A 21,733-nucleotide genomic window follows, 5' to 3' on the forward strand; every position below is an offset into this window, starting at 1 on the left:
TTAATTCTTCTTGAAAATAGAATTGATTTTTTCTCCAAAAGAACTGGTATTTTGCTGATTTTTTGCTCTTTGTCTTTGTCTCTGACGCTTTTTCTGGTCCTTACTTTTGACTAAGACCATTCTCGCTGATATCCCAGCTTGTCCTCTGAAAAACTCCTCTCTTCCTGCCACATTAATATTGGGCTTATAATCAAAAGAAAAAACCGTATTCAAAAAGGTCATTTCAAAACCCAAGATAAAATCTACACCGACTGTTGAATTGCCATAGGTATGCACTATCTCTTTGTTCACTGCATCTTTCATAAAGCTCTCTTCGCTTCCGAAAGCTAAGCCACCTCCATAATAGTAATTCAATCGCTTGGAGATGATAGGTCTATGAATTTCATATAAAATATGAGCCGTTGTGTTTCTTGAAAAGTCCGACTGAAGAATAGCCTCAATGGTATTTCTTTTACTGATTCTTTGTTGAAAAGAAAGTCCTACTGTTCTGCCCAAATCATTATTTCCAAGGCGTAGACCCAATGAATTCCCATAATGCTGGGCTTGAAGAGAATTGATGGAACCAAAAAAAATCAGGAGTAATAAATAAGTATACTTCATAAGTAAGTTCTTTGAACTTCCCCTTGTTCAAGAACTATTCCAAGAATTGTTAAAAAATAAGAGGCTGTCTCATTAATAGCTCTAGTGTCAGCCTGATCTGAGTCGAAGGCCATTTCTATCGATGTGGCCTACATTTCGATCCCGTACAATTGTCGGGACGCTCAATGTTACATATTGCACTTTCGAGACAGCCTCTTGTTTTTATGCTTCGCTGATCACTATTTTTTCAATCTTATCTCCTGCTCGAATAGCATCTATGACTTCAAGTCCTTCTACTACTTTTCCAAAGCAAGTATGGTTTCTGTCTAAGTGAGCTGTATTATCTCTGCTATGGCAAATGAAAAACTGGGAACCTCCAGTATTTCTACCGGCATGTGCCATTGAAAGTACACCTCTATCATGGTATTGATTACCTCCGTCTAATTCGCAATTGATTTTATAGCCTGGTCCACCGGCACCATTTCCGATTGGACATCCTCCTTGAATCACAAAGTTTGGAATTACTCTATGAAAAGTAAGTCCATCATAGAATCCTTTTTGCGATAATTCAACGAAGTTATTTACTGTTTTGGGAGCATCTTTCTCATAAAACTCCACCTTCATTGTTCCCTTTTCAGTGATAATTTCAGCTGTCTTCATGTTGTGTCTTTTGTTCTGAATTTTTCGAGGGGTAAAAATAGTCTTTCCCTTGGATAAACCTTCAATTATTTACCCGAAGGATTTATTTCAGGTTGAAGATTAATAAAAATAAGCCCATGCAAACATACATGGGCTTAGGTTATAGAGGGTTTATATCAATTAAATTTTAGGTGCTCCAGCCAGAATATCCTCAGAGGCGTAAGATTCAAACTGCTTGAAGTTTTGAACAAATGATTTTGCCAAGTCTGATGCTTGCTTATCATAATCTGCCGGATTGCTCCAGGTGCTTCTTGGGTTTAATACTTCACTAGGAACATTTGGACAAGATTGAGGAACCTCAAAACCAAAAACTGCATGAGGTTTAAAATCAACAGACTCTAAGCTACCTTCCAAAGCCGCGGTGATCATGGCTCTAGTGTAAGCTAACTTCATTCTAGAACCGACACCGTAAGGTCCGCCAGTCCAGCCTGTGTTGATCAGCCAAACATTGGTCTCGTACTTTTCCATTTTCTCTCCAAATAGAGAAGCGTATGCTGTTGGGTGTAGAGGAAGAAATGCAGCACCAAAACATGCAGAAAATGTCAATTTAGGCTCTGTAACCCCCATTTCTGTACCTGCTACTTTAGCAGTATAGCCAGAAATAAAGTGATACATAGCTTGACTCTTGTTCAGTTTAGAAATCGGAGGGATGACTCCAAATGCATCTGCTGTAAGGAAAAATATATTTTTTGGGATTCCTGCAGTAGAAGGCTCTAAAGCGTTCGGTATGTAATGAATAGGGTAGGCTGTCCTCGTATTTTCGGTTACACTTTTATCTGCATAATTCACGATTCGAGTTCCCGGATTAAATCTGGTATTTTCAACGATGGAACCAAATCGAATGGCATCCCAGATTTCAGGCTCTTTTTCTCTGCTTAGGTCAATTACTTTAGCATAACAGCCACCCTCGAAATTGAACACGCCATTTTCTGTCCATCCGTGCTCATCGTCTCCGATCAATCCTCTTTTTGGATCAGCAGATAAGGTGGTTTTACCTGTACCTGAAAGACCAAAGAAAATAGCCGTATCACCTTTGTCACCAACATTGGCTGAACAGTGCATAGAAAGCACGTTCTTTTCGTGAGGAAGTATAAAATTCAGAACAGAAAAGATACCTTTTTTCATTTCTCCAGCATATCCTGTACCTCCGATTAAAATCATTCGCTTTGACATATTTAATATGGCAAAGTTTGGATTTTTTGTACCGTCAGTTTCAGGGTCTGCCTCAAATCCCGGAGCACAGATAATAGTAAAGTCCTGCTCAAAATCTGCCAACTCTTCTTGAGTTGGTCTTAAAAACATGTTGTGGCAAAATAGATTGTGCCACGCCCAAGTATTGATTACGCGAATATTCAATCTATGCTGAGGATCAGCTCCGGCAAAAGCATCTCTAACAAAAAGATCTTTGTCAGAAAGGAATGCTTTCATTTTCTCCAATAATCGATCAAATTTTTCTTCATCGAATGGAATGTTGATATCTCCCCACCAAACAGCATCTTCTGTTTGAGCATCTTTGACAACGTAACGATCCTTAGGAGATCTACCGGTGAATTTACCGGTGTCTGCCATCAATGCTCCCGTAGAGGTGAGATATCCTTCCTTTCGAGCCAATGCGTGTTCCACCAATTCGGCTTGTGGAAGATTAAAGTGAACTTTTCCGCTTGTCTGCAAGTCGAGAAAATTCAAAGGAGAGGTCTGGGTGTCCAGAGCTAAATCCTGCATAAAATTTTGGGTTTACAAACTGAAAATTGTCTTCCCAAAATTAGGAAAAAGGTCTTAATTCAAAATGAAAAATCTTTAAAATTTCGCTTTTCAATCGATTACGAAGAAAAAACAGATAAATATTTGGCAGTATTGAATTTTCAATTATTGATCTATCCACAAATCCTTCGGAATTACATATTTTAAAAGGAAAATTGCATGTATTTAAATCAATCCATTTTGAAGAACCTGCCAAATTCTTTTATCATTGTAAAATTTATCAACCTAAATCACTGACTTAATTGGAAACTCCAAACAATCCTGAATTTGAAGGGCCAACTATTTTTGGCCACCCGAAGGGTCTGATGACCTTGTTTTTCACAGAAATGTGGGAGCGCTTCAGTTACTACGGAATGAGAGCATTGCTCATTCTTTTTATGACCACCGCTATTGCTGATGGAGGTCTTGGTTTTGATGATAAAACCTCCGGTGCTATTTATGGACTCTATACCATGGGTGTTTATTTATTGGCATTACCTGGAGGTTGGTTAGCAGACCGTCTTTTTGGTTTAAAGAAATCTGTTTGGTATGGCGGTATTATCATTGCTATGGGGCACTTTATGATGGCTTTGCCAGGTATATTTGGTTCTGGTGCTTATGAAGGAAAAACAGAACTTTCCGCCTTAGACACTAATTCATTTTTTCTAGGCCTTATATTAATTGTACTCGGAACAGGTTTATTAAAGCCCAATATCTCATCTATCGTAGGTCAATTATACCCTGCTGGAAGCTCAAAAAGAGATGCGGGTTTCTCTATTTTCTACATGGGAATCAACTTGGGTGCTCTTATCGCACCTATCGCTTGTAGTACGCTTGCTGAATATGATTGGCACTTAGGCTTTGGTTTGGCTGGATTAGGGATGGTTTTTGGCTTAATTCAGTATAAAATTACTGGTGCTTCTTTGGAAGGATATGGTGAAGCTCCAATTGTGGCTGAAGAGACTGAAAAAGTTCAGCAGAAAAAGTTGCGCTCTTTGGTAACCTGGATTGGATTAGCTTTAGCAGTTTTTGTAGCTGTTTTGTTTACTGGAATTATTCCTATTGATGTATCTGCTATCGCAGGAGCATCAGGAACCATCATCGCATTGGTTGCTTTTGGATATCTAGGCTATGTAATCCTTTTTGGTGGATTGGATAAAGGGGATAAAAATAAGGTTGGAGTAATCGCCATTTTGTTTTTGTTCTCTGCTATGTTCTGGTCAGGTTTTGAGCAGGCAGGTTCTACGCTTAACTTATTTGCAGAAAGATTTACAGACAGAACAGTCTTAGGCTTTGAAATACCCACAGGTTATTTCCAATCCATCAACTCCATGTTTATCATCATTTTTGCTCCGATTTTTGGAGGCATGTGGGTATGGTTAGGCCGTAAAAATTTGGAGCCTAGTTCTCCTTTGAAATTTACATTTGGTCTGCTTCTTCTAGGTTTGGGATTCTTTGTGATGTATTTCGCAGCTAAAATTGCTGCTTCCGGTGATTTGGCAGCTCCTACCTGGTTGATCATGACTTATATGCTTCACACATTTGGTGAGTTAAGTTTGTCACCTGTAGGATTGAGTTTGGTGACCAAGCTTGCTCCGAAAGGCTATGCTGGTCAAATGATGGGGATTTGGTTCCTATCAGTTTCTCTAGGGAATTTATTTGCTGGATTGATTGCCGGTGAAGCGAGTGGGGGAACTGAAGAAGCATTGGCTCAGATGCCAGATCAATACATGTTGATTGTGTATACGGTCATTGGCTCAGCCTTATTACTCTTTCTATTGAAACCAATTATAAAACGAATGATGGGCAATGTCCATTAAATGAAGGGAGGCTGTCTCAAAATTAGCTCTAGTGTCAGCCTGAGTCTTAAATATTCTTCGAACATATAAAAAATGATATGACAGGGCCATCCAAAATGGATTTGTCTGTTGTTATTTCACAATTGAAAACCTTTCCTTTAAGAAGAACTTATTTAGTGAGGGCGCGTTGGGCTGACGCAGCAGCGGGCCAGCGTCTGGCCTAGTGCGGTTGGAGCTTTGCTGCGTCTTGAATTTTTGGTTCTTTTGCTTCAAGGCAAAAGAACGAAGAGAAAAAAAAAAATGCTTAATAGAAGCAGAAGGATTTTAAGTTAGCTAAAGCTTACTTTCCATAACAAAGAATTAAATTCCGAAATAAGTGAAATTTCGGAATTTAATATAATCTGTCATTGGTAGCGGAGTCGAAGGCCATTTCTATCGTTTTGGCCTACATTTCGACTTCGCTCAATGTGACAAATTGCACTAATGAGACAGCCTCTTTTGTTTTAGAATAAACTCGTCTGAACAGTAGTTGGCTTACTCGCCTGAATGGTTCCTTTGAGCATCTCTTGCATTAGTTTGATGAAGCCTGGCTCCCAGTTTTCAGGATTAATTTTAACTTCCTTGGCTTCATATTCAATGGGGCCCCGCATTTTTTCAAATCCTATCATCATACTCCAAATCGTATAAAACGTGATTTCGGGCTGTAATTCCGGTCTGATACTTCCATCTTTAATCCCATGACTGACCATTGCGATTCCTAGCTTGGCAGGTTCATGATGAATTTCTAACAGTTTTTGAAAATGTACGCTTTCCAGAATCAAAGCATTGATAGATTCCCGCTCTTTTTCTGAGTTATATTTTTTCATCAGATCCAAAAAGTTGATCACAGAATCATAAAGGATCTGATTATTTTTCGCAAAATTTGATATCCTGATAATCAAATCAGAAAGCATAGCTAAGCCTGATTTCCCCCGACTTCGGTTGGACCATTCATCTCGGAATTCGTCTTTTAATTGGTCGAATGCCTTTTTGGTCAATGCCATAAAAAGGTCTTCTTTATTTTTGAAATAAAAGTAACTGAGGCCTTTACTTATTCCTGCTTTTTTTGCTACATCTTCCATTCGTGTTGCTTGAAATCCCTTGCTGGTGAAGAGTGCAATCGCTGAATCTAAAATGAGCTTTTCTTTATTTTTTTCGCCTGCCATACCTGTTGCTTGTCTGTTTAAAAAACATATCAAAGATATTAAACCTTGGTCAAAAACAGGAATTAAACTTGGGTCAATATTTAGGTTAAGGACATAAAAAAAAGCCCTAAATTTTAAGATTTAAGGCTTTTTACTTGATCCTCATAGGATTAAACAATCTCTACGATGAAGTAATTTTTCTTTCCTTTTTGCACTAGTAAATACTTTCCTTGTAGCAATTCAAAATTTATGGATGCGTTAGGATCAGCAACCTTTTCCTTATTGATACTTAAGCCACCTCCCTGAATCATTTTTCTTGCTTCTCCTTTGGAACCGAAAATCACTCCCTGAGAAATTTCTCCAAATAAATCTAAAATAGAAGTAAGTGCTGTGTATTCAGCATTTTCAATTTTTACTTGAGGTACTCCATCAAATACTTGTAAAAAGGTTCGCTCGTCCAAAGCTGCCAAGTCTTCTGTTGAAGATTTTCCGAAAAGGATCTCAGATGCTTTTACAGCCATCTCATAATCCTCCTGGCTATGTACCATGATGGTTACTTGCTTGGCTATTTCTTTCTGCAAGGTTCTCAAATGGGGTGCCTGAGCATGCTCTGCTTCCAATGCCTCTATGGTCTCCCTGTCTAATGTGGTAAATATTCGGATATATTTAGATGCATCTTCATCCGACACATTCAACCAAAACTGGTAAAACGCATAAGGAGAGGTTTTTTCCGGATCAAGCCACACGGAACCTCCTTCAGTTTTCCCGAATTTGCTTCCATCAGCTTTAGTAATCAAAGGAACCGTTAAAGCAAATGCACTGCCGCCACCCATTCTTCGGATGAGTTCAGTACCTGTTACTATATTTCCCCATTGATCTGAACCCCCAAGCTGAACAGTACAATTTTTATTTTTCCAAAGGTGGTAAAAATCGTAACCTTGAATCAGCTGGTATGAAAACTCGGTAAAAGAAAGCCCATTTCCATCTTCAAGTCTTCTTTTTACGGAGTCCTTGGACATCATGTAGTTAACGGTAATGTGCTTTCCTACATCTCTGATAAAATCCAAAAAGGAAAACTGAGACATCCAATCATAGTTGTTGACTAACTCAGCCTTGTTGTTAGCATTGGTTTTGAAATCCAAAAACTTAGACAATTGATTTTGGATGCAGGATACATTATGATCTAATGTTTGTTTGTCCAAAAGGTTTCTTTCTGCTGATTTAAAAGATGGATCTCCAATCATTCCAGTTGCCCCGCCTACCAAAGCAAAAGGCTTGTGACCCGCTCTCTGGAAATGCAATAGCGTCATTACTCCCACCAAATGGCCAATATGAAGAGAGTCTGCTGTCGGGTCAAAACCCAGATATGCCGAAGCTGTACCTTTGTTTAAGTGTTCTTCGATTTCGGGTGTCATATCTTGGAGCATTCCTCTCCAGCGCAATTCTTCTATAAATGGATTCATGGAATTATTAAAATTTAAGCCGCAAATATAGCCTTGTCCATCGAAGGATGGAAGAAAAGTATAAAAGGATTGCTAGATGCATCCATTCTTCCTTGAAAAGACACCAACGGTGAAGTTTTGAAGCTAAGTTTTTTAATTTTCATTACTTTCACAATCGAAATTAAAAGCTATGAGATATTTATATAGTATTCTAACTCTGACATTATTCACTCTGATCAGTTCAGGAATCAATGCCCAAGAGAATCCTTCTTGGATGAGATACCCTGCAATTTCTCCCGATGGAAGCACTATTGTGTTCACCTACAAAGGAGATTTGTATACTGTCTCTTCTCAAGGTGGAGAAGCTAAGCAAATCACCTTTCACGAAGCTCATGACTATCAACCAGTCTGGAGCAAGGATGGAAGCAAGATTGCTTTTGCATCTGACCGGTATGGAAATTTTGACATCTTTATCATGGATGCTGCCGGAGGCCCGGCAACAAGGTTGACATATCATTCCAATGATGAGCAACCTTTTGATTTTTCAGCAGATGGAAAGTTTGTCCTATTTGGAGCAAACCGAATGGATATTGCTTCTCATAGACAATATCCTACGGGATCACAGCCTGAATTATATAAGGTTCCGGTAAATGGTGGCAGAGTAGACCAAGTTTGGACTATTCCAGCAGAATATATAAAGACCAGTAAAGATGGATCTAAGATAGTCTATCATGACAAAAAAGGAGGGGAGAATGAATGGAGAAAACATCATGAGTCTGGAATAGCTAGGGATCTTTGGATTTATGATGCAAGCTCTAATTCGCATCAGATGCTCACCACATTCTATGGGGAAGACAGAAACCCGGTTTTTTCACCCGATGAAAAAGAGTTGTATTATCTAAGCGAGCAAAATGGAAGTTTCAACGTGTTTTCCATGGCTTTAGATAATCCTTCGCAGACTACTGCCTTAACCAGCTTGACAAATTTTCCAGTTCGCTTCTTAAGTATTTCCAACAATGGATTGATGAGTTTTGGATATGATGGAGAGCTGTATACCTTAAGAAAAGGTGAAAATCCTAAAAAAGTAGCCGTTAGTCTGAAAACGCAGGCAATCTCCAATCCTGATAACTTTATTTCTATTAATGGTGGAGTTAGCGAAATGAGTATTTCTCCTGATGGAAAAGAAATCGCCTTCGTAGCCAGGGGAGAAGTTTTTGTTACATCTGTCGATGGATCACTCACAAAAAGAATCACCAATACTCCTGAACAAGAAAGATTTGTGGAATTTGCTCCTGACGGGAAATCCATCGTATATGCCAGTGAAAGAGATGGTAAATGGCAGATTTTCCAAAGTACGAAAGCAAGAGCAGAAGAACCTTTCTTTTTTGCTTCAACCTTGCTGAATGAAAAGTTATTGCTGGAGATAAATGATGATGCCTATCTTCCAAAATTGTCTCCCGATGGGAAAAAGCTCGCTTATGTAGAAGGGCGCAGAACCTTGAAAGTTGTTGATTTATCCAGTAAAGTGGCAGTTACTTTAATGACTCCTGAGCAGCTCTTTCATATGAGAGATGGAGATCAATATTTTGTATGGAGTCCTGATAGTAACTATTTATTAGCTACCTACAGACCTACCATGGTCAACTCTGAAGTGGTTTTATTGGATATCACTGGCAAGCAACCCATGAAAAAGATCACCCAAAGTGGCTATAGTGACGATAGAGCTACCTGGGTAAATGAGGGGAAACAAATGCTTTGGATGTCTAATAGAGATGGTCTAAGAAGCTATGCCACATCAGGAAGAAGTGAAGAAGATGTGTATATGCTCTTCTTCGATAAAGCAGCTTGGGACAAATTCAACTTGAGTAAAGAGGAATTTGACTTGATGAAGGAAATAGAAAAGTCCAAAAAGAAAGATGATTCCAAAGAGGAAAAAAAGGATGAGAAAAAAGAAGTTGCTCCTCTTAAATTTGACTGGGATGGATTGGAAGAAAGAAAGGCCAAACTGACCATTCACTCTTCTATGTTGGGGGACGCTGTACTTAGTAAAGATGGGGAGAAACTATTCTATTTGGCCAGTTTTGAAAAAGGACAAAACCTCTGGAGCACTAATTTAAGGACTAAAGAAACCAAGCAGGAGCTTGCTTTGAATGCCGGGTATGGTAGGTTGATGTGGGACAAGGATCAAAAAAATCTTTATTTATTGAGTGATGGAAGTATTTCCAAAATCAACACTGAGTCAATGAAGAAAGAGGGCATTAAGATCAGTGGCGAGATGAGTTATGATAAGGATGCAGAATTAGCCCATTTATTTGATCATGTTTGGTTAAGGACAAAGGGTATTTTTTATACTCCGGATATGCATGGTGTAGACTGGGAAAAAGCTAAAGTAGATTACCAAAAATACCTGCCACATATTGGTAATAATTATGAGTTTGCTGAAATGCTCTCTGAGATGATAGGGGAGTTAAATGTTTCTCATGCTGGAGCAAGATACAACAGATCTATTCCAATGGCTGATCAAACAGCTGCTTTGGGGATACTCTGGGACTATAAGCATCAGGGAAATGGAGTAAAAATAACAGAAGTGATCTCCGGAGGCCCATTGGATAAAGCAGAATTTACTGTAAAGCAGGGTATGATTATCCAAAAGATCGATGGTGAAGTAATTAGTCCAGAAGTGGATTTTGCTAAACTTTTGAACAGGAAAGTGGACAAGTTTACTTTGCTTGAACTAACCGATACCAGTGGCGGAAATGTTCAGCAAATCACTGTAAAACCAATTTCCTTGGGGGAAGAAAACAGACTTCTTTATAAAAGATGGGTGAAACAGAATCAGGAAGAGGTTACAAAATTAAGTGATGGTAAATTGGGTTATGTGCATATTCCGGGGATGAGTGACGGACCTTATCGAAATGTTTATGAGGACATGATGGGTAAGTATCATGATACAGAAGCAGTTATCGTAGATACTCGTTTCAACGGTGGTGGAGACTTGGTTGCTGATTTGGCTATGTTCTTTACTGGTGAAAAATTCCTGACTTATGCCACTGCTGATAAAGTGGTGGGATATGAGCCTACTGCAAGATGGACTAAACCGACTTTAGCGATGTTCAATGAAGCTAATTATTCAGATGGACATTGTTTTGCTTGTGGATATACAGATTTGAATATTGGTAAAACAGTGGGAATGCCTACTCCGGGTACTTGCTCTTTTGCAGGTTGGGAAGGTTTGCCAAATGGAGTGAGATGGGGAGCTGTTCCTATTTCTGCCAAAAATAAAGCAGGAGAGTGGCTGGAGAATAATGAAACAAAGCCACAGTTTGAAGTGAAAAATATGCCAGGTAAGATTGATCAGGGAATTGATCAGCAGCTGGGAAAGGCAATTGAAGAACTTCTGAAAGAGGTGAGATAAAAAAAGCCGGGCAATTTGCCCGGCTTTTTCTTTTATCTGATGCTTATCCGTTAAACGTTTCTGTTTATTGATAATTCTTGTTGTTCAAAGACTCATCATTCTTAAAGAACTGAGTCATTTTTGCAAATGAACTATCAAAATATCCCTCTAGCATTTTCTTAATGATGAATGTTCTGTATTCATCTTTAGAAACGATTGGGAAATACTCATGGCTTTTGCCATAAGACTTGTGACTTACAAAGCCTTTTCTTTCTAGAATCCTAACGATAGTGGAAACTGTGTTGTAGGCTGGCTTTGGTTCTGGCATCGGTACAAGAATGTCTTTGACAAACCCTCTTTCGATGTCCCAGAGGATCTGCATGATCTCCTCTTCTGCTCTGGTTAATGGTTTCATAAGGTGTTAAGTTTTAATTCCTTAGAAAATTATTGGTTTAGTTCCGAAAATCCAAGAAAAGTACAAAAATAAATTTGCCTATTTAGTTAAAAAAAATCTCAAGTATCTGAAAACTAGGGAAATAAAAAAGGAGCAAATTTTGCTCCTTTTTTATTATGCTGTTCTTAATTTAATTATACCCGATGCGTGTAATAATTTCACAATAGGATAGGTCGGATCAAATTCGTACCATTTCACTGCAAAGTTTGGGCGGTTTGGAAGCTTATGATGATTGTTTTGGAAAAGCTCTCCGAGCATTAAAACATCCAACAATAACGAATTTTTTGATTTATCATTATTATCAAAATTAGCATATCCGTATTTGTGACCACTCCAGTTGACAATAGCACCATGAACAGGTCCCATCAAGAAATGAATTGGAAGTAAGAAGTACATCCACCAGTGAGTTCCAGGTAATTCAAATACAGTTATTGCCAATACGTAGATTGCTACATATAATAATCCCCAGGCTACTCGGACTCCCATACTGTCCGCAAATCTGTCAAATCTGTTCCAATCAGGAATATCCTTAGAAAAACGCTCCTCAGGCTTCAGTTTAAAGCTGAAGTAATCATTGTAAATGTTTTTCGTTTTCCACATCATGGTGAAAAGGTTTTCTGTGTGATGTGGGGAATGAGGGTCTTTCGGAGTATCGCTGTATGCATGGTGCATTCTGTGAAGGATAGCGTATGCTCTAGGGGAAAGATAAGAACTGCCTTGCCATATCCATGTGAAAAGATAGAAAAATCTCTCCCAGTATTTATTCATGACAAACATTTGATGAGCTGCATAGCGGTGCAGAAAGAAGCTCTGGCAAAATAATGAGAAGTACCAGTGCAGGAGAAAGAAGATAATGATAATCACTCGTTATTGGTTTATTGAATTTGTACAAATATAAGAGGCAAGAACCCAATAGTAAAGCTCTAGGAGATCAACCTTGATCTAATTTTCATGATTTAAATCAATTTTTGCTTAATTTGGTGAAAACAACTTTTCATTATGTCTCAGCAATCACAAGCAACTTCGATTCTTGTCAAAATACTAATAGGTGGTATTTCAGTATTAATAGCAGCATTTTTTCTTCCGGGAATTTCCATTGATGGATGGATTACTGGCTTTCTACTTGCTGCTTTGTTGATTTTAATTAATCTAACTGTGAGGCCCTTAATGATCTTACTTACCTTACCTTTAACCATCATCACCTTTGGTTTGTTCCTCTTGGTGATTAATGCTTTGGTAATATTATTGGCTGATGCGATTATTCCCGGTTTTGAAGTCAGCGGGTTTTGGTGGGCTTTATTATTTGCAATTCTCTTGAGCTTAATCAACTCGCTGTTTGGAAATAATTTGAATTTAGATCGTTGAGGTACTTTGATCATTGACCCTTCGATAAACTTTCAAAACTCCGTTTTTATCTGGGCTCTTTATTTTCTTTTTGGAAGGTTGAATCATGGCCTTTAGTATGAATTTTTCAGAAGGTTCATTGTAAGCAGGTGCTTCGTCAATCCACTTGATGGTCTCAAAATCTATAGTTGCCGGAGGGATGCAAAATTTATCATTGGCATCCTGAATCATATACATTTCCTCGTTTGGGTCTATGCCAGTTATTTTTTTTTGATCCGAAATACCAACTACAATGATACCCCCTTTTGTATTGGCCAATGCAGAGATTGTGCGGGCTATTTTCTCTTTCGAACTCACTTTCTGCTTGAAATCCAATGAGATACCTTCTTTTGACTTTAAAACTTTTTTGATGAATTCTTCATCAAACTTTTCTATATTATGTTTATTCATTTACAATTTGTGACGTATATTACTTGATATATTCAACTTGAAGATTATCTTTCCCAACTGAAACTTAAGACTACTAATTTTTAATCTATGTCAACTATGAATCCTGGCTTTGATCCAAAAGAAATTTCCAAGCTCAAGCAGGAATTGAAAGCCTCTGGCAAATCATTTCAATTATTTCCTGAGGAGGAAAACTCTGATGAATTTGTAAATTTTTACTTCATTGGAATGTTTGAAGGTAAGGAAGTTATATACGATGCTGCCTTATATACGTTGAGACTACACCATGCGAGTGAAGTTTATGAGCTTGCAGAACATGAAGCGGCTAAGAAATTTCCGAATTTCAGTGGAATTAGATACGAAGAAGATGAAAATGGGAACTTACTGCCTTTAACTAGTGAAGAAGAGGAAATTGGATGGTTTATCACGGAGATGATCATGGAAATCGAAGAGGAGGAGTCTGTGAAAGTTCAGGAATTTATCGACATTGATACAAACCACGATTATGGAATCGGTTTAGATGCAGCTTTGAATGTGGAATATATTGATGAGAAAGTAATTGCCAAATTCATTAAGGAATTCAATGATGATACCATTAAGTTGGATGAAACCATGTATACTTTTCAGTCTGAAGAAGAAGACGTTTAAATCTTTATTTGGAACAAAAATTTGGAGCGCTTGTTAAAATACAAGCGTTTTTTTTATGCTTAAAATTGCCTGGTCTTCCGAATATGCTCATCCTTTGCCTCCGGGACATAGATTTCCCATGGAGAAATATGAGCTTTTGCCTCAGCAACTGATGTATGAGGGCACAGTTTCTGAAAGAAATTTCTTTGCTCCTGATGCAGTAGAAGAAAGTCTTATTGTGCAAGTTCATGATGTTCAATATTGGGAAAAACTCAAAAATTTAGCCTTGAGTAGGTCTGAAGAGCGTGCTACAGGGTTTCCATTGAGCAAAGAATTGGTGGATAGGGAAACCATCATTGCTGGTGGATCGGTTAGAGCTGCTTTGTTTGCACTTGAGTATGGTATTTCTTTAAATATTGCCGGTGGTACTCATCATGCGTTTACGGATAGAGGAGAAGGTTTTTGCTTGTTAAATGATATAGCTTTGGCGAGTAGATATCTTCAGAATGAAGGACTTGCCAAAAATATTCTAGTCATAGATTTGGATGTGCATCAGGGTAATGGTACGGCTCAAATTTTTAAAGATGATCCATCCGTATTCACATTCAGCATGCATGGAGCCAAAAACTATCCTCATCGAAAAGAAAAGTCTGACCTGGATATTGAATTGCCGGATGGAACTGGAGATGAGGAATATTTAAATCAGCTAGATCTCGCCTTAGAAAACATTTTGAAGAAGTTTCATCCTGATTTCATCATGTATCAATGTGGTGTCGATGTGTTGGAAACAGACAAACTTGGACGTTTAGGCATGAGTATAGAAGGTGTTAAATTGCGTGACAAGAAAGTGCTGAACCTTGGAAAAGAGTTGAAGCTTCCAATTATGTGTTCGATGGGAGGGGGTTACAGTGAAAAAATCAGCCATATCATTGAGGCGCATGCTCAGGTTTACAGGCTGGCTCAGGATATATTTTTTTAAATACTCCTAAAAAAAGCTTTTTCAAAAAGGTCAGACCTTGGAAAATCAATACTTTCTTTATATTTGCGCCCTTGTCAACAATAAAATATACAAAGTGAAAAAAGGATTTAAATTCATAGGAGTACTTGGTTTTGCAACAGTGCTTTTTTACGCTTGTCAACCAAAAACTACAGAAAACACAACTGCAACAGCTTCAGGAGAGGCTGCTTCAATTTCTGATTTGAGTATTGCATATGTGTATACTGACAGTGTGATCAATCAGTACGAGTTCTTCAAAAAGAAATCCGAAGAAATCACAGAAAAAGGAAAGAAGTTTGAAGGTGATCTTCAAAGCAGAGCTAGAGGTTTTGAGCAGGAGGTTGCTAATTTTCAGCAAACTGGTGGAAATATGACACCTAATCAGCAAAGAGCTAAGCAGGAAGAGTTGGTAAAGAAAGAGCAAAACTTGATGACTTACAGAGATAATCTGATGCAAGAGCTTTCTGCTGATGAGTCTAATTTATATAGCGATGTTTATGACAAAGTTCAGAAATATCTAAAGAGCTATGCAGAGGAAAACAATATTGATTTGATCTTGAGCTACACTAGAGGTGGAGCAGTATGGTATGGAAAAGATGCTTTGGATGTAACCAAAGCCGTGATTGAAGGTCTGAATAAAGAGTACAATACTACGCCTGCTGATTCAGCTAAATAAGTATTTACTTACTGATATTTCGAAACCCGGCTTAAGGTCGGGTTTTTTTGTACCCTATTTTTAGGTATTTTTGACGCCTAATTGATAAATCCAAGTAATGAAAATCACAGAATTTCTAAAGCACCACTACAGACATTTTAATGCAGCTGCCTTGATTGATGCGGCCGAAGGATATAAGACTCATTTGGAAGAAGGAGGGAAGATGATGGTCACCCTAGCAGGAGCCATGTCTACCGCTGAATTGGGTATTTCCTTGGCAGAAATGATCCGTCAAGATAAAGTCCAAATCATTACCTGTACAGGTGCCAACCTGGAAGAGGACGTTTTTAATCTGGTTGCCCATGATTATTACGAGAGAATCCCAAATTACCGGGAATTATCTCCTGAACAGGAGCAAGACCTTTTGGAGCGACACATGAACAGGGTTACGGATACTTGTATTCCTGAGATGGAAGCCATGAGAAGAATTGAAAATGTGATTTTGGAAGAATGGATGAAAGCCGACGAGGCCGGTGAAGCATATTTTCCACATGAATTTTTCTACAAAATATTGCTTTCCGGTAAGTTGGATGACTCTTTCCAAATTGATCCTAAGAACAGCTGGTTATTAGAAGCTGCCAAAAAGAATCTGCCTATCATAGTGCCAGGATGGGAAGATTCAACCTTGGGAAATATGTTTGCAGGTCATGTGATCTCTGGAGATGTTAAGAATGTGCATACTGTAAGAAGCGGGATAGAATATATGATGTTCCTGGCTGAATGGTATACGCAGAATGCTACCGAAGAAAGTAAAGTTGGATTTTTCCAAATTGGCGGGGGAATTGCAGGAGACTTCCCAATCTGCGTGGTTCCGATGCTGCATCAGGACTTGCAACGTGATAATGTGCCTCTTTGGGGTTATTTCTGCCAGATTTCTGATTCTACTACTTCTTATGGATCATACTCTGGAGCAGTTCCTAACGAGAAGATTACCTGGGGTAAACTTGGTTTGGAAACCCCGAAATTTATCATTGAATCTGATGCAACAATTGTGGCCCCGCTGGTATTTGCCATCGTTTTGGGTCAATAATTATGAATAAGTTCAAGTCATTTTATGTGAAAGCAGGCAGTCTAGTATTGCTTGCTTTTTCTTTTTCCTCAGGCCTTTCTGCTCAAGCTATCCGAAGTTTGTCAGGAGCAAATAGTCCACAGGATGATCAGAATCCTGTTTGGATTGGAAATAATACGCTGCTCTTTACAAGAGCATTTCACCCAGACAATAAAGGTGGAATTACTGATCCCGGTGATATCTGGATGAGTAAAAAAGATGAAAATGGGGAATGGTCAGAGGCTATTCACAGACCTGATCTCAGTACGCCTGGCTACGATTTTCCATTGGGTTTGGAGGATCTTCTTACTTTACTCGTATATCACAGAGATACTGATAGAAATGGGGTTTATCAGTACTCTAAATTTGGAACTGACTGGAATTTTCTGCGAAAAGTCAATGTGGAAGGAATTTCAGAAATGGAAGGAAACCTGACTGGTAGAGTTTCGAAAGGTGGAACTTTAATTTTTATTTCAGGGAAAAGAGCAGATGGCAGAGGAAATGAAGATATATACCTGACAAAGAAGGTTGGTACAATAGATTGGTCAAAGCCGGTTCATCTCGGAAATGTGATCAATACTCCGGGTCAGGAAATAAGTCCATTCTATAATCCTGACAGCAAGCTCCTTTATTTTTCGTCAAATATGCAGGAAGGAGCTCAGGGGAAAGATATTTTTATCGCCAAATCTTTGGACGGAACCCTTTCCAATTGGAGCCAGCCTAAAAGATGGGAACAAATCAGTTCTCCAGGATCTGAAGCTTCCATCACCTTTATTTCTGATGAGGAAATAGTTTGGACTAGTACACAAAACAGTGATGGATTTGCGGATCTCTTGACTTTCCAAAACCCAGAAAAATTAATTATTCCAGAGAATTTTGAGTCTCCGAGTGCTGTTTTATTGAATCAAAAAGAAGCTGAAGAAAAGGTAGAGATACAAGAAATTGTTCCTATTTATCCTTCAAGTTCCGTAGGATTTCCGGAAGTAAAGGTTCAGGAAAAATCTGTACCCGTAGATGAGCCCAATCTTTCTTGGTTGGTTATCGATGAAAGTTCAAAATCCAGAATTTTGGATTATTCCTTATTCTCAAAAAAAGCTGCAGAATGGGGAATAGAAAACGGCCCATTAAAATTGAATGAATTAAAGAAGTCTGGAGTAACTGAGCTTCGATTTCAGGCAGCAACATATTTCCCGGTTGTAGTTCCTGTGGATCGGATTTTAAGTGGAGAACCAAATGTGATTTTGCTGCGAAAAGCGGCTCCTGGAAGTACCTTTACTTTGGAAAAGGTGGCATTCAAAAGAGGCACAGCTGAGCTAGAAGGAGTAGAAACACTGGAGTTTTTGAATGAGATTGCCGAGTTTTTAATAGAAAATCCTGATCTGACCATCCGAATTAGTGGACATACTGATAATGCCGGTGATCCAGGATTAAATAAAGCCCTTTCCTTAGAACGAGCAGCAGCTGTGAGGGACTATTTGGTGGAGAAAGGTATTGAGTTTGAAAAATTAAGAATTGCAGGATGGGGTGGAACTCGCCCTGTGGCTTCCAATGCAACTGAAGCAGGAAGAGCAAAAAATAGAAGAGTAGAATTAACAGTAGAAAATTAGAAAAAGGGATATTCTTTAATCTGGTTATCCGCAATCATGCCAGTTACCTTATTTTCTTTGCTTGACCGATTGGAAGACCGATGACCGAAGACCCAGCCACGGCAGGCGAAGCTTCCGGATTCTGATCCTTTTAGCAGACAATAAACCGTATTTTGTTGTTACTGGTAAGAAAGCGGATATCCATAAAATAAAAAGAGCGCTGGGCTTATTTAAAGTCAGCGCTCTTTTATTATAAATAAATGCTACTAAAGGGTGTAATCCCCTCGATATTCCCGCTTTACAAATTGATTAGCTGGATCAAAATTGGTGATTTTCATATTTGGACCATCCCAAACCAATTTGATTCCTCTGCCTGGGTAATCGAATTGATTGTCATTTCCTCCAGGTCTTGGTACTCTGTAGTCATAAGACCTGATTGCAAGATTTCCCATCAAAACAGATTCAGTCAATGGCCCTGCCACACTGAAAGGAGAACTCAATTGTTGATATTCTTTTGAGCCATAACCTCCGATACAAGCTTCTACCCAGTTTCTGTAATGACCTCTGTCTCCATCCGGTACTCGGTACAATGTTTCAGGAACATTGATGTCTTTGGTTTTGGAAGTAGGTAATAGTTGTGGGTTGACCCCATATGTGGAGCACATCATTTTTCCTTTTGTTCCCTCGATAATTACTCCGTTGCCTCCGTCTCCCATTTGTTCGTTAGGTTCCAATTCCTCTGGTCTCGTTGGTTGAATACCTCCATCCATCCAGTGAAACTCTAGATCTTCTTTTCCTGGTCTGTCAAACCTTAATGTGATATGGGAAGAAGGAGGACAGCTGTCTGGGAAGTACCCTCTTTGAAATTCACCTACATAGACTGATCCTACAGAGCATTCTGCGGATTTAGGGTAGCCTAATCCTAAAACTCTAAAAGGTGGCTCCATGATATGGCATGCCATATCTCCTAATGCACCTGTTCCATAATCCCACCAACCTCTCCAATTAAATGGGACCAGATTTTCTACATAATCTTTGTATGGAGCCGTTCCAAGCCATAGATCCCAATCCAGATCACTTGGCGGTGTCATGGGTTCATTGGGCCATGGAATACCTTGTGGCCAAACAGGCCTATTGGTCCAGGAGTAAACTTTTGTAGCTTCTCCAATCAACCCTGCATTATACCATTCTACCATTTTTCTGACTCCGTCCCCAGAAGATCCCTGGTTTCCCATCTGGGTTACCACTTTGTACTTTTCTGCAGCCTGAGTCAACATTCTTGCCTCATAGATGTCATGAGAAAGAGGTTTTTGAACATAAACATGTTTTCCCATTTTCATGGCCATCATCGCCTGCACGGCATGCATGTGATCCGGAGTAGATACTGTGACCGCGTCAATGTTTTTTTCCTCTTTTTCCAACATGACTCTGAAGTCCTTATAATAAGGAGCTTTTGGATGTTGATCTCTTGCTCTTTGGGCTCTTGTATCGTCTACATCACATAAGGCAACTATCTCAGCTTTTTCACTTCTATATACTCCACTTACATCATTGTAGCCCATTCCTCCAACTCCAATTCCTGCTACTCTGAGTTTGTCACTAGGTGCAACAAAGCCTGGACCGCCTAAAACATGTCTTGGTACAATGTAGAATCCCGCCAAGGCTAAAGTGGAGCCCTTGAGAAATTCTCTTCTTGAATTAGTTTTTATCTCTTTTTTGTCTTTCATGGTTATTTGGGAAAATCAATAAAAGGTATGCTTATGTTCTTTATTTCAAGTGTAGTCTATTTTTGATTGAGAAGGATAACTTTCAATGATCCAGAAAGCTCAAATCCATTTACATGATTTCAATTTAAAAAAATCATGGGGATACTGATTTTAATTTTTGAATAATGGAAAGGATTTGATGCAAAAGGTGCATTCATTCCCATATTCATCTTTTTCAAATAAATTTGATAAAAGGAAATGGATAAAAAAAATTTTTATTTAAGTTTACTCAAACCCAATCAATAATCATGAAAAAATTCAAACTGGCTTTCGCGATTTCAATCGTGCTGTTAGCGACTGCCTGCCAAAATCAAAAGGAATCATTAGATGCTGTGGGTATAATGCCCTTACCTGCGAGTGTAATACCTGCCTCGGGAAGCTTTCAGGTGAATGAATCGACTTCTATACAAATATCTGGTTCTGGAGAAGAACTGTCTTTCATCGCAGATTATTTAGCTCAGAAACTCCGTAATGCTACGGGTTTTGCAATCCCTGTATCCGGTGATGCAGGCTCTATTGTTTTGGACCTTAAATCAAATTCTGGAGATGAATCTTATGAATTGGAGATAGGAGAAGAAAAAATAGTCATATCCTCCAATGGAGTTTCTGGAATATTTTATGGTGTTCAAACCCTACTTCAAGCCTTTCCTGCAGAGTTATTTTCTCCCAATCCGAGCAATCAAACTTGGGAAGTACCTGCGGGAAAAATTGTAGACAAACCGAAGTATGCCTATAGAGGGTCTATGCTGGATGTTTCCAGACATTTTATGGGTGTTGAGGAAGTGAAGCACTATATTGATCTAATGGCCGAGCTAAAATTAAACTATTTGCATTTACACTTAACCGATGATCAAGGTTGGAGAATCGAAATCAAATCCTGGCCTAAACTGACAGAAATAGGCGGCAGTACTCAAGTTGGAGGTGGAGAAGGTGGTTATTATACACAAGAAGATTATGTGGATATAGTAAAGTATGCTTCTCAGAGGTTTATTACTATTGTTCCTGAAGTGGACATGCCTGGTCATACCAATGCTATTTTAGCTTCCTATGGTGAGTTGAATTCCGGTATCAACTTACCAGATGGGGATACAGAAACTGTCACTAAGTCTGTCGAAAAAGCTGAGGGGGAATTAAAAAAGTCCAATATTATTAGAGAGCCAGCTGAACTCTATACAGGAATTGAAGTAGGATTCAGCACTTTGGATACTGATCTGGAATTAACTTATCAATTGATTGATGACGTAGTAAGAGAGCTTTCAGCAATCACTCCTGGTCCTTATTTTCATATTGGCGGGGATGAGTCCCATGTAACCAAAAAAGACGATTATATCTATTTCATAGAGCGTGTTCAGGAGATAGTAAAGAGTCATGGTAAAATCAGCATTGGCTGGGATGAAATTGCCACCACTACTTTATTACCTGGAAATGTTGCGCAATTTTGGGCTATGGCGGATAATGCTAAACTAGCTCAAGAGCAAGGAAATCAGGTATTAATGTCTCCTGCGAAGAAGGCTTACTTGGATATGCAGTATGATTCCACCACTAGAATAGGATTGCATTGGGCTGCCTATATCGAGTTAGATTCGGCCTATTTATGGGATCCGGCTAATTATACTGATGGTATCACCAAAAAGGATATTTTAGGTGTAGAAGCGCCTTTATGGACTGAAACCGTGGTCACTAGAGATGATTTAGAATACCTGGTTTTCCCGAGACTGGCAGCAATTGCTGAGGTAGCTTGGACCCCAACGGAAAAAAGGAACTGGGAAAGCTTTAAAAAGCGAATTGCTATTCAAGGGAAGAGATGGGAATTAAGAGATATTAATTTCTATAAATCCCCCAAAGTGGATTGGTAGAAAAACTAAAATATGAGCCCAAGTTGAAATTATCAGCTTGGGTTTTTTACTTTTAG

General features: G+C 38.8%; 18 protein-coding genes. 9 read left to right on the forward strand and 9 right to left on the reverse strand.

The features are described 5' to 3' along the window. From FL972_RS09405 to pckA, 3 genes are all read right to left on the reverse strand, one after another. Complete coding sequence (locus tag FL972_RS09405; RefSeq protein WP_144605074.1) at positions 1–600, reverse strand: hypothetical protein; 600 nt, start codon at positions 598–600, stop codon at positions 1–3. A gap of 201 nt (positions 601–801) precedes the next feature. Further along, a complete protein-coding gene (locus FL972_RS09410; RefSeq protein ID WP_144605076.1) occupies positions 802–1,239 on the reverse strand; it encodes a peptidylprolyl isomerase in 438 nt (145 codons plus the stop codon). A 159-nt stretch (positions 1,240–1,398) separates the two neighbouring features. Next, positions 1,399–3,000 (reverse strand): phosphoenolpyruvate carboxykinase (ATP), encoded by a 1,602-nt coding sequence (pckA, locus tag FL972_RS09415; RefSeq protein ID WP_144605078.1) that lies wholly within the window; start codon positions 2,998–3,000, stop codon positions 1,399–1,401. 344 nt (positions 3,001–3,344) lie between these two features. On the opposite strand from pckA, the gene FL972_RS09420 reads away from it, so the two are divergent. Then, positions 3,345–4,838: a peptide MFS transporter gene (locus FL972_RS09420; RefSeq protein WP_144605181.1), complete on the forward strand. Its 1,494-nt coding sequence runs from the start codon at positions 3,345–3,347 to the stop codon at positions 4,836–4,838. 482 nt (positions 4,839–5,320) lie between these two features. Here the strand turns inward: FL972_RS09420 and FL972_RS09425 are convergent, their stop codons facing one another. Together FL972_RS09425 and tyrS are read right to left on the reverse strand one after the other, a co-directional pair. Continuing rightward, complete coding sequence (locus FL972_RS09425; protein ID WP_144605080.1) at positions 5,321–6,022, reverse strand: TetR/AcrR family transcriptional regulator; 702 nt, start codon at positions 6,020–6,022, stop codon at positions 5,321–5,323. Positions 6,023–6,171: 149 nt separating this feature from the next. After that, complete coding sequence (tyrS, locus tag FL972_RS09430; RefSeq protein ID WP_144605082.1) at positions 6,172–7,464, reverse strand: tyrosine--tRNA ligase; 1,293 nt, start codon at positions 7,462–7,464, stop codon at positions 6,172–6,174. Positions 7,465–7,633: 169 nt separating this feature from the next. Here tyrS and FL972_RS09435 point away from each other — a divergent pair, with 169 nt between their 5' ends. Next, entirely contained in the window at positions 7,634–10,858 is a 3,225-nt protein-coding gene (locus FL972_RS09435; RefSeq protein WP_144605084.1) for a S41 family peptidase, read from the forward strand. 64 nt (positions 10,859–10,922) lie between these two features. Here FL972_RS09435 and FL972_RS09440 read toward each other — a convergent pair whose 3' ends face one another. Together FL972_RS09440 and FL972_RS09445 are read right to left on the reverse strand one after the other, a co-directional pair. Further along, the gene (locus FL972_RS09440) at positions 10,923–11,252 is read right to left on the reverse strand and encodes a BlaI/MecI/CopY family transcriptional regulator (protein WP_091653955.1); all 330 of its coding nucleotides are present in this window, start codon (positions 11,250–11,252) and stop codon (positions 10,923–10,925) included. A 153-nt stretch (positions 11,253–11,405) separates the two neighbouring features. Next, a complete protein-coding gene (locus FL972_RS09445; RefSeq protein ID WP_144605086.1) occupies positions 11,406–12,155 on the reverse strand; it encodes an acyl-CoA desaturase in 750 nt (249 codons plus the stop codon). Between the two features lie 135 nt (positions 12,156–12,290). On the opposite strand from FL972_RS09445, the gene FL972_RS09450 reads away from it, so the two are divergent. Continuing rightward, positions 12,291–12,656, forward strand: coding sequence for a phage holin family protein (locus tag FL972_RS09450; protein WP_144605088.1), 366 nt, complete (start codon positions 12,291–12,293; stop codon positions 12,654–12,656). Here FL972_RS09450 and FL972_RS09455 read toward each other — a convergent pair. Further along, positions 12,645–13,085, reverse strand: a complete 441-nt coding sequence (locus FL972_RS09455) for an AlbA family DNA-binding domain-containing protein (protein WP_144605090.1) — start codon at positions 13,083–13,085, stop codon at positions 12,645–12,647. The two genes, FL972_RS09450 and FL972_RS09455, sit on opposite strands and share 12 nt — an antisense overlap. Positions 13,086–13,172: 87 nt before the next feature. Here FL972_RS09455 and FL972_RS09460 point away from each other — a divergent pair, with 87 nt between their 5' ends. From FL972_RS09460 to FL972_RS09480, 5 genes are all read left to right on the forward strand, one after another. Then, positions 13,173–13,730 (forward strand): hypothetical protein, encoded by a 558-nt coding sequence (locus FL972_RS09460; protein ID WP_144605092.1) that lies wholly within the window; start codon positions 13,173–13,175, stop codon positions 13,728–13,730. A 55-nt stretch (positions 13,731–13,785) separates the two neighbouring features. Next, positions 13,786–14,688: a histone deacetylase family protein gene (locus FL972_RS09465; protein WP_144605094.1), complete on the forward strand. Its 903-nt coding sequence runs from the start codon at positions 13,786–13,788 to the stop codon at positions 14,686–14,688. A gap of 94 nt (positions 14,689–14,782) precedes the next feature. After that, complete coding sequence (locus FL972_RS09470) at positions 14,783–15,382, forward strand: OmpH family outer membrane protein (protein ID WP_091654317.1); 600 nt, start codon at positions 14,783–14,785, stop codon at positions 15,380–15,382. Between the two features lie 97 nt (positions 15,383–15,479). After that, positions 15,480–16,451 carry a deoxyhypusine synthase family protein gene (locus tag FL972_RS09475; protein ID WP_144605097.1) on the forward strand — a complete coding sequence of 324 codons (972 nt, stop codon included), beginning with the start codon at positions 15,480–15,482 and terminating at the stop codon, positions 16,449–16,451. Between the two features lie 2 nt (positions 16,452–16,453). Continuing rightward, a complete protein-coding gene (locus tag FL972_RS09480) occupies positions 16,454–18,076 on the forward strand; it encodes an OmpA family protein (RefSeq protein ID WP_144605099.1) in 1,623 nt (540 codons plus the stop codon). 245 nt (positions 18,077–18,321) lie between these two features. Here the strand turns inward: FL972_RS09480 and FL972_RS09485 are convergent, their stop codons facing one another. Further along, the gene (locus FL972_RS09485) at positions 18,322–19,782 is read right to left on the reverse strand and encodes a Gfo/Idh/MocA family protein (protein WP_144605101.1); all 1,461 of its coding nucleotides are present in this window, start codon (positions 19,780–19,782) and stop codon (positions 18,322–18,324) included. A gap of 287 nt (positions 19,783–20,069) precedes the next feature. Between FL972_RS09485 and FL972_RS09490 the strand changes: the two genes are divergently transcribed. Then, entirely contained in the window at positions 20,070–21,677 is a 1,608-nt protein-coding gene (locus tag FL972_RS09490) for a beta-N-acetylhexosaminidase (protein ID WP_144605103.1), read from the forward strand. Positions 21,678–21,733 lie beyond the last annotated feature (56 nt).

Source organism: Algoriphagus algorifonticola (assembly GCF_007655305.1).
Taxonomy (GTDB): Bacteria; Bacteroidota; Bacteroidia; order Cytophagales; family Cyclobacteriaceae; genus Algoriphagus; species Algoriphagus algorifonticola.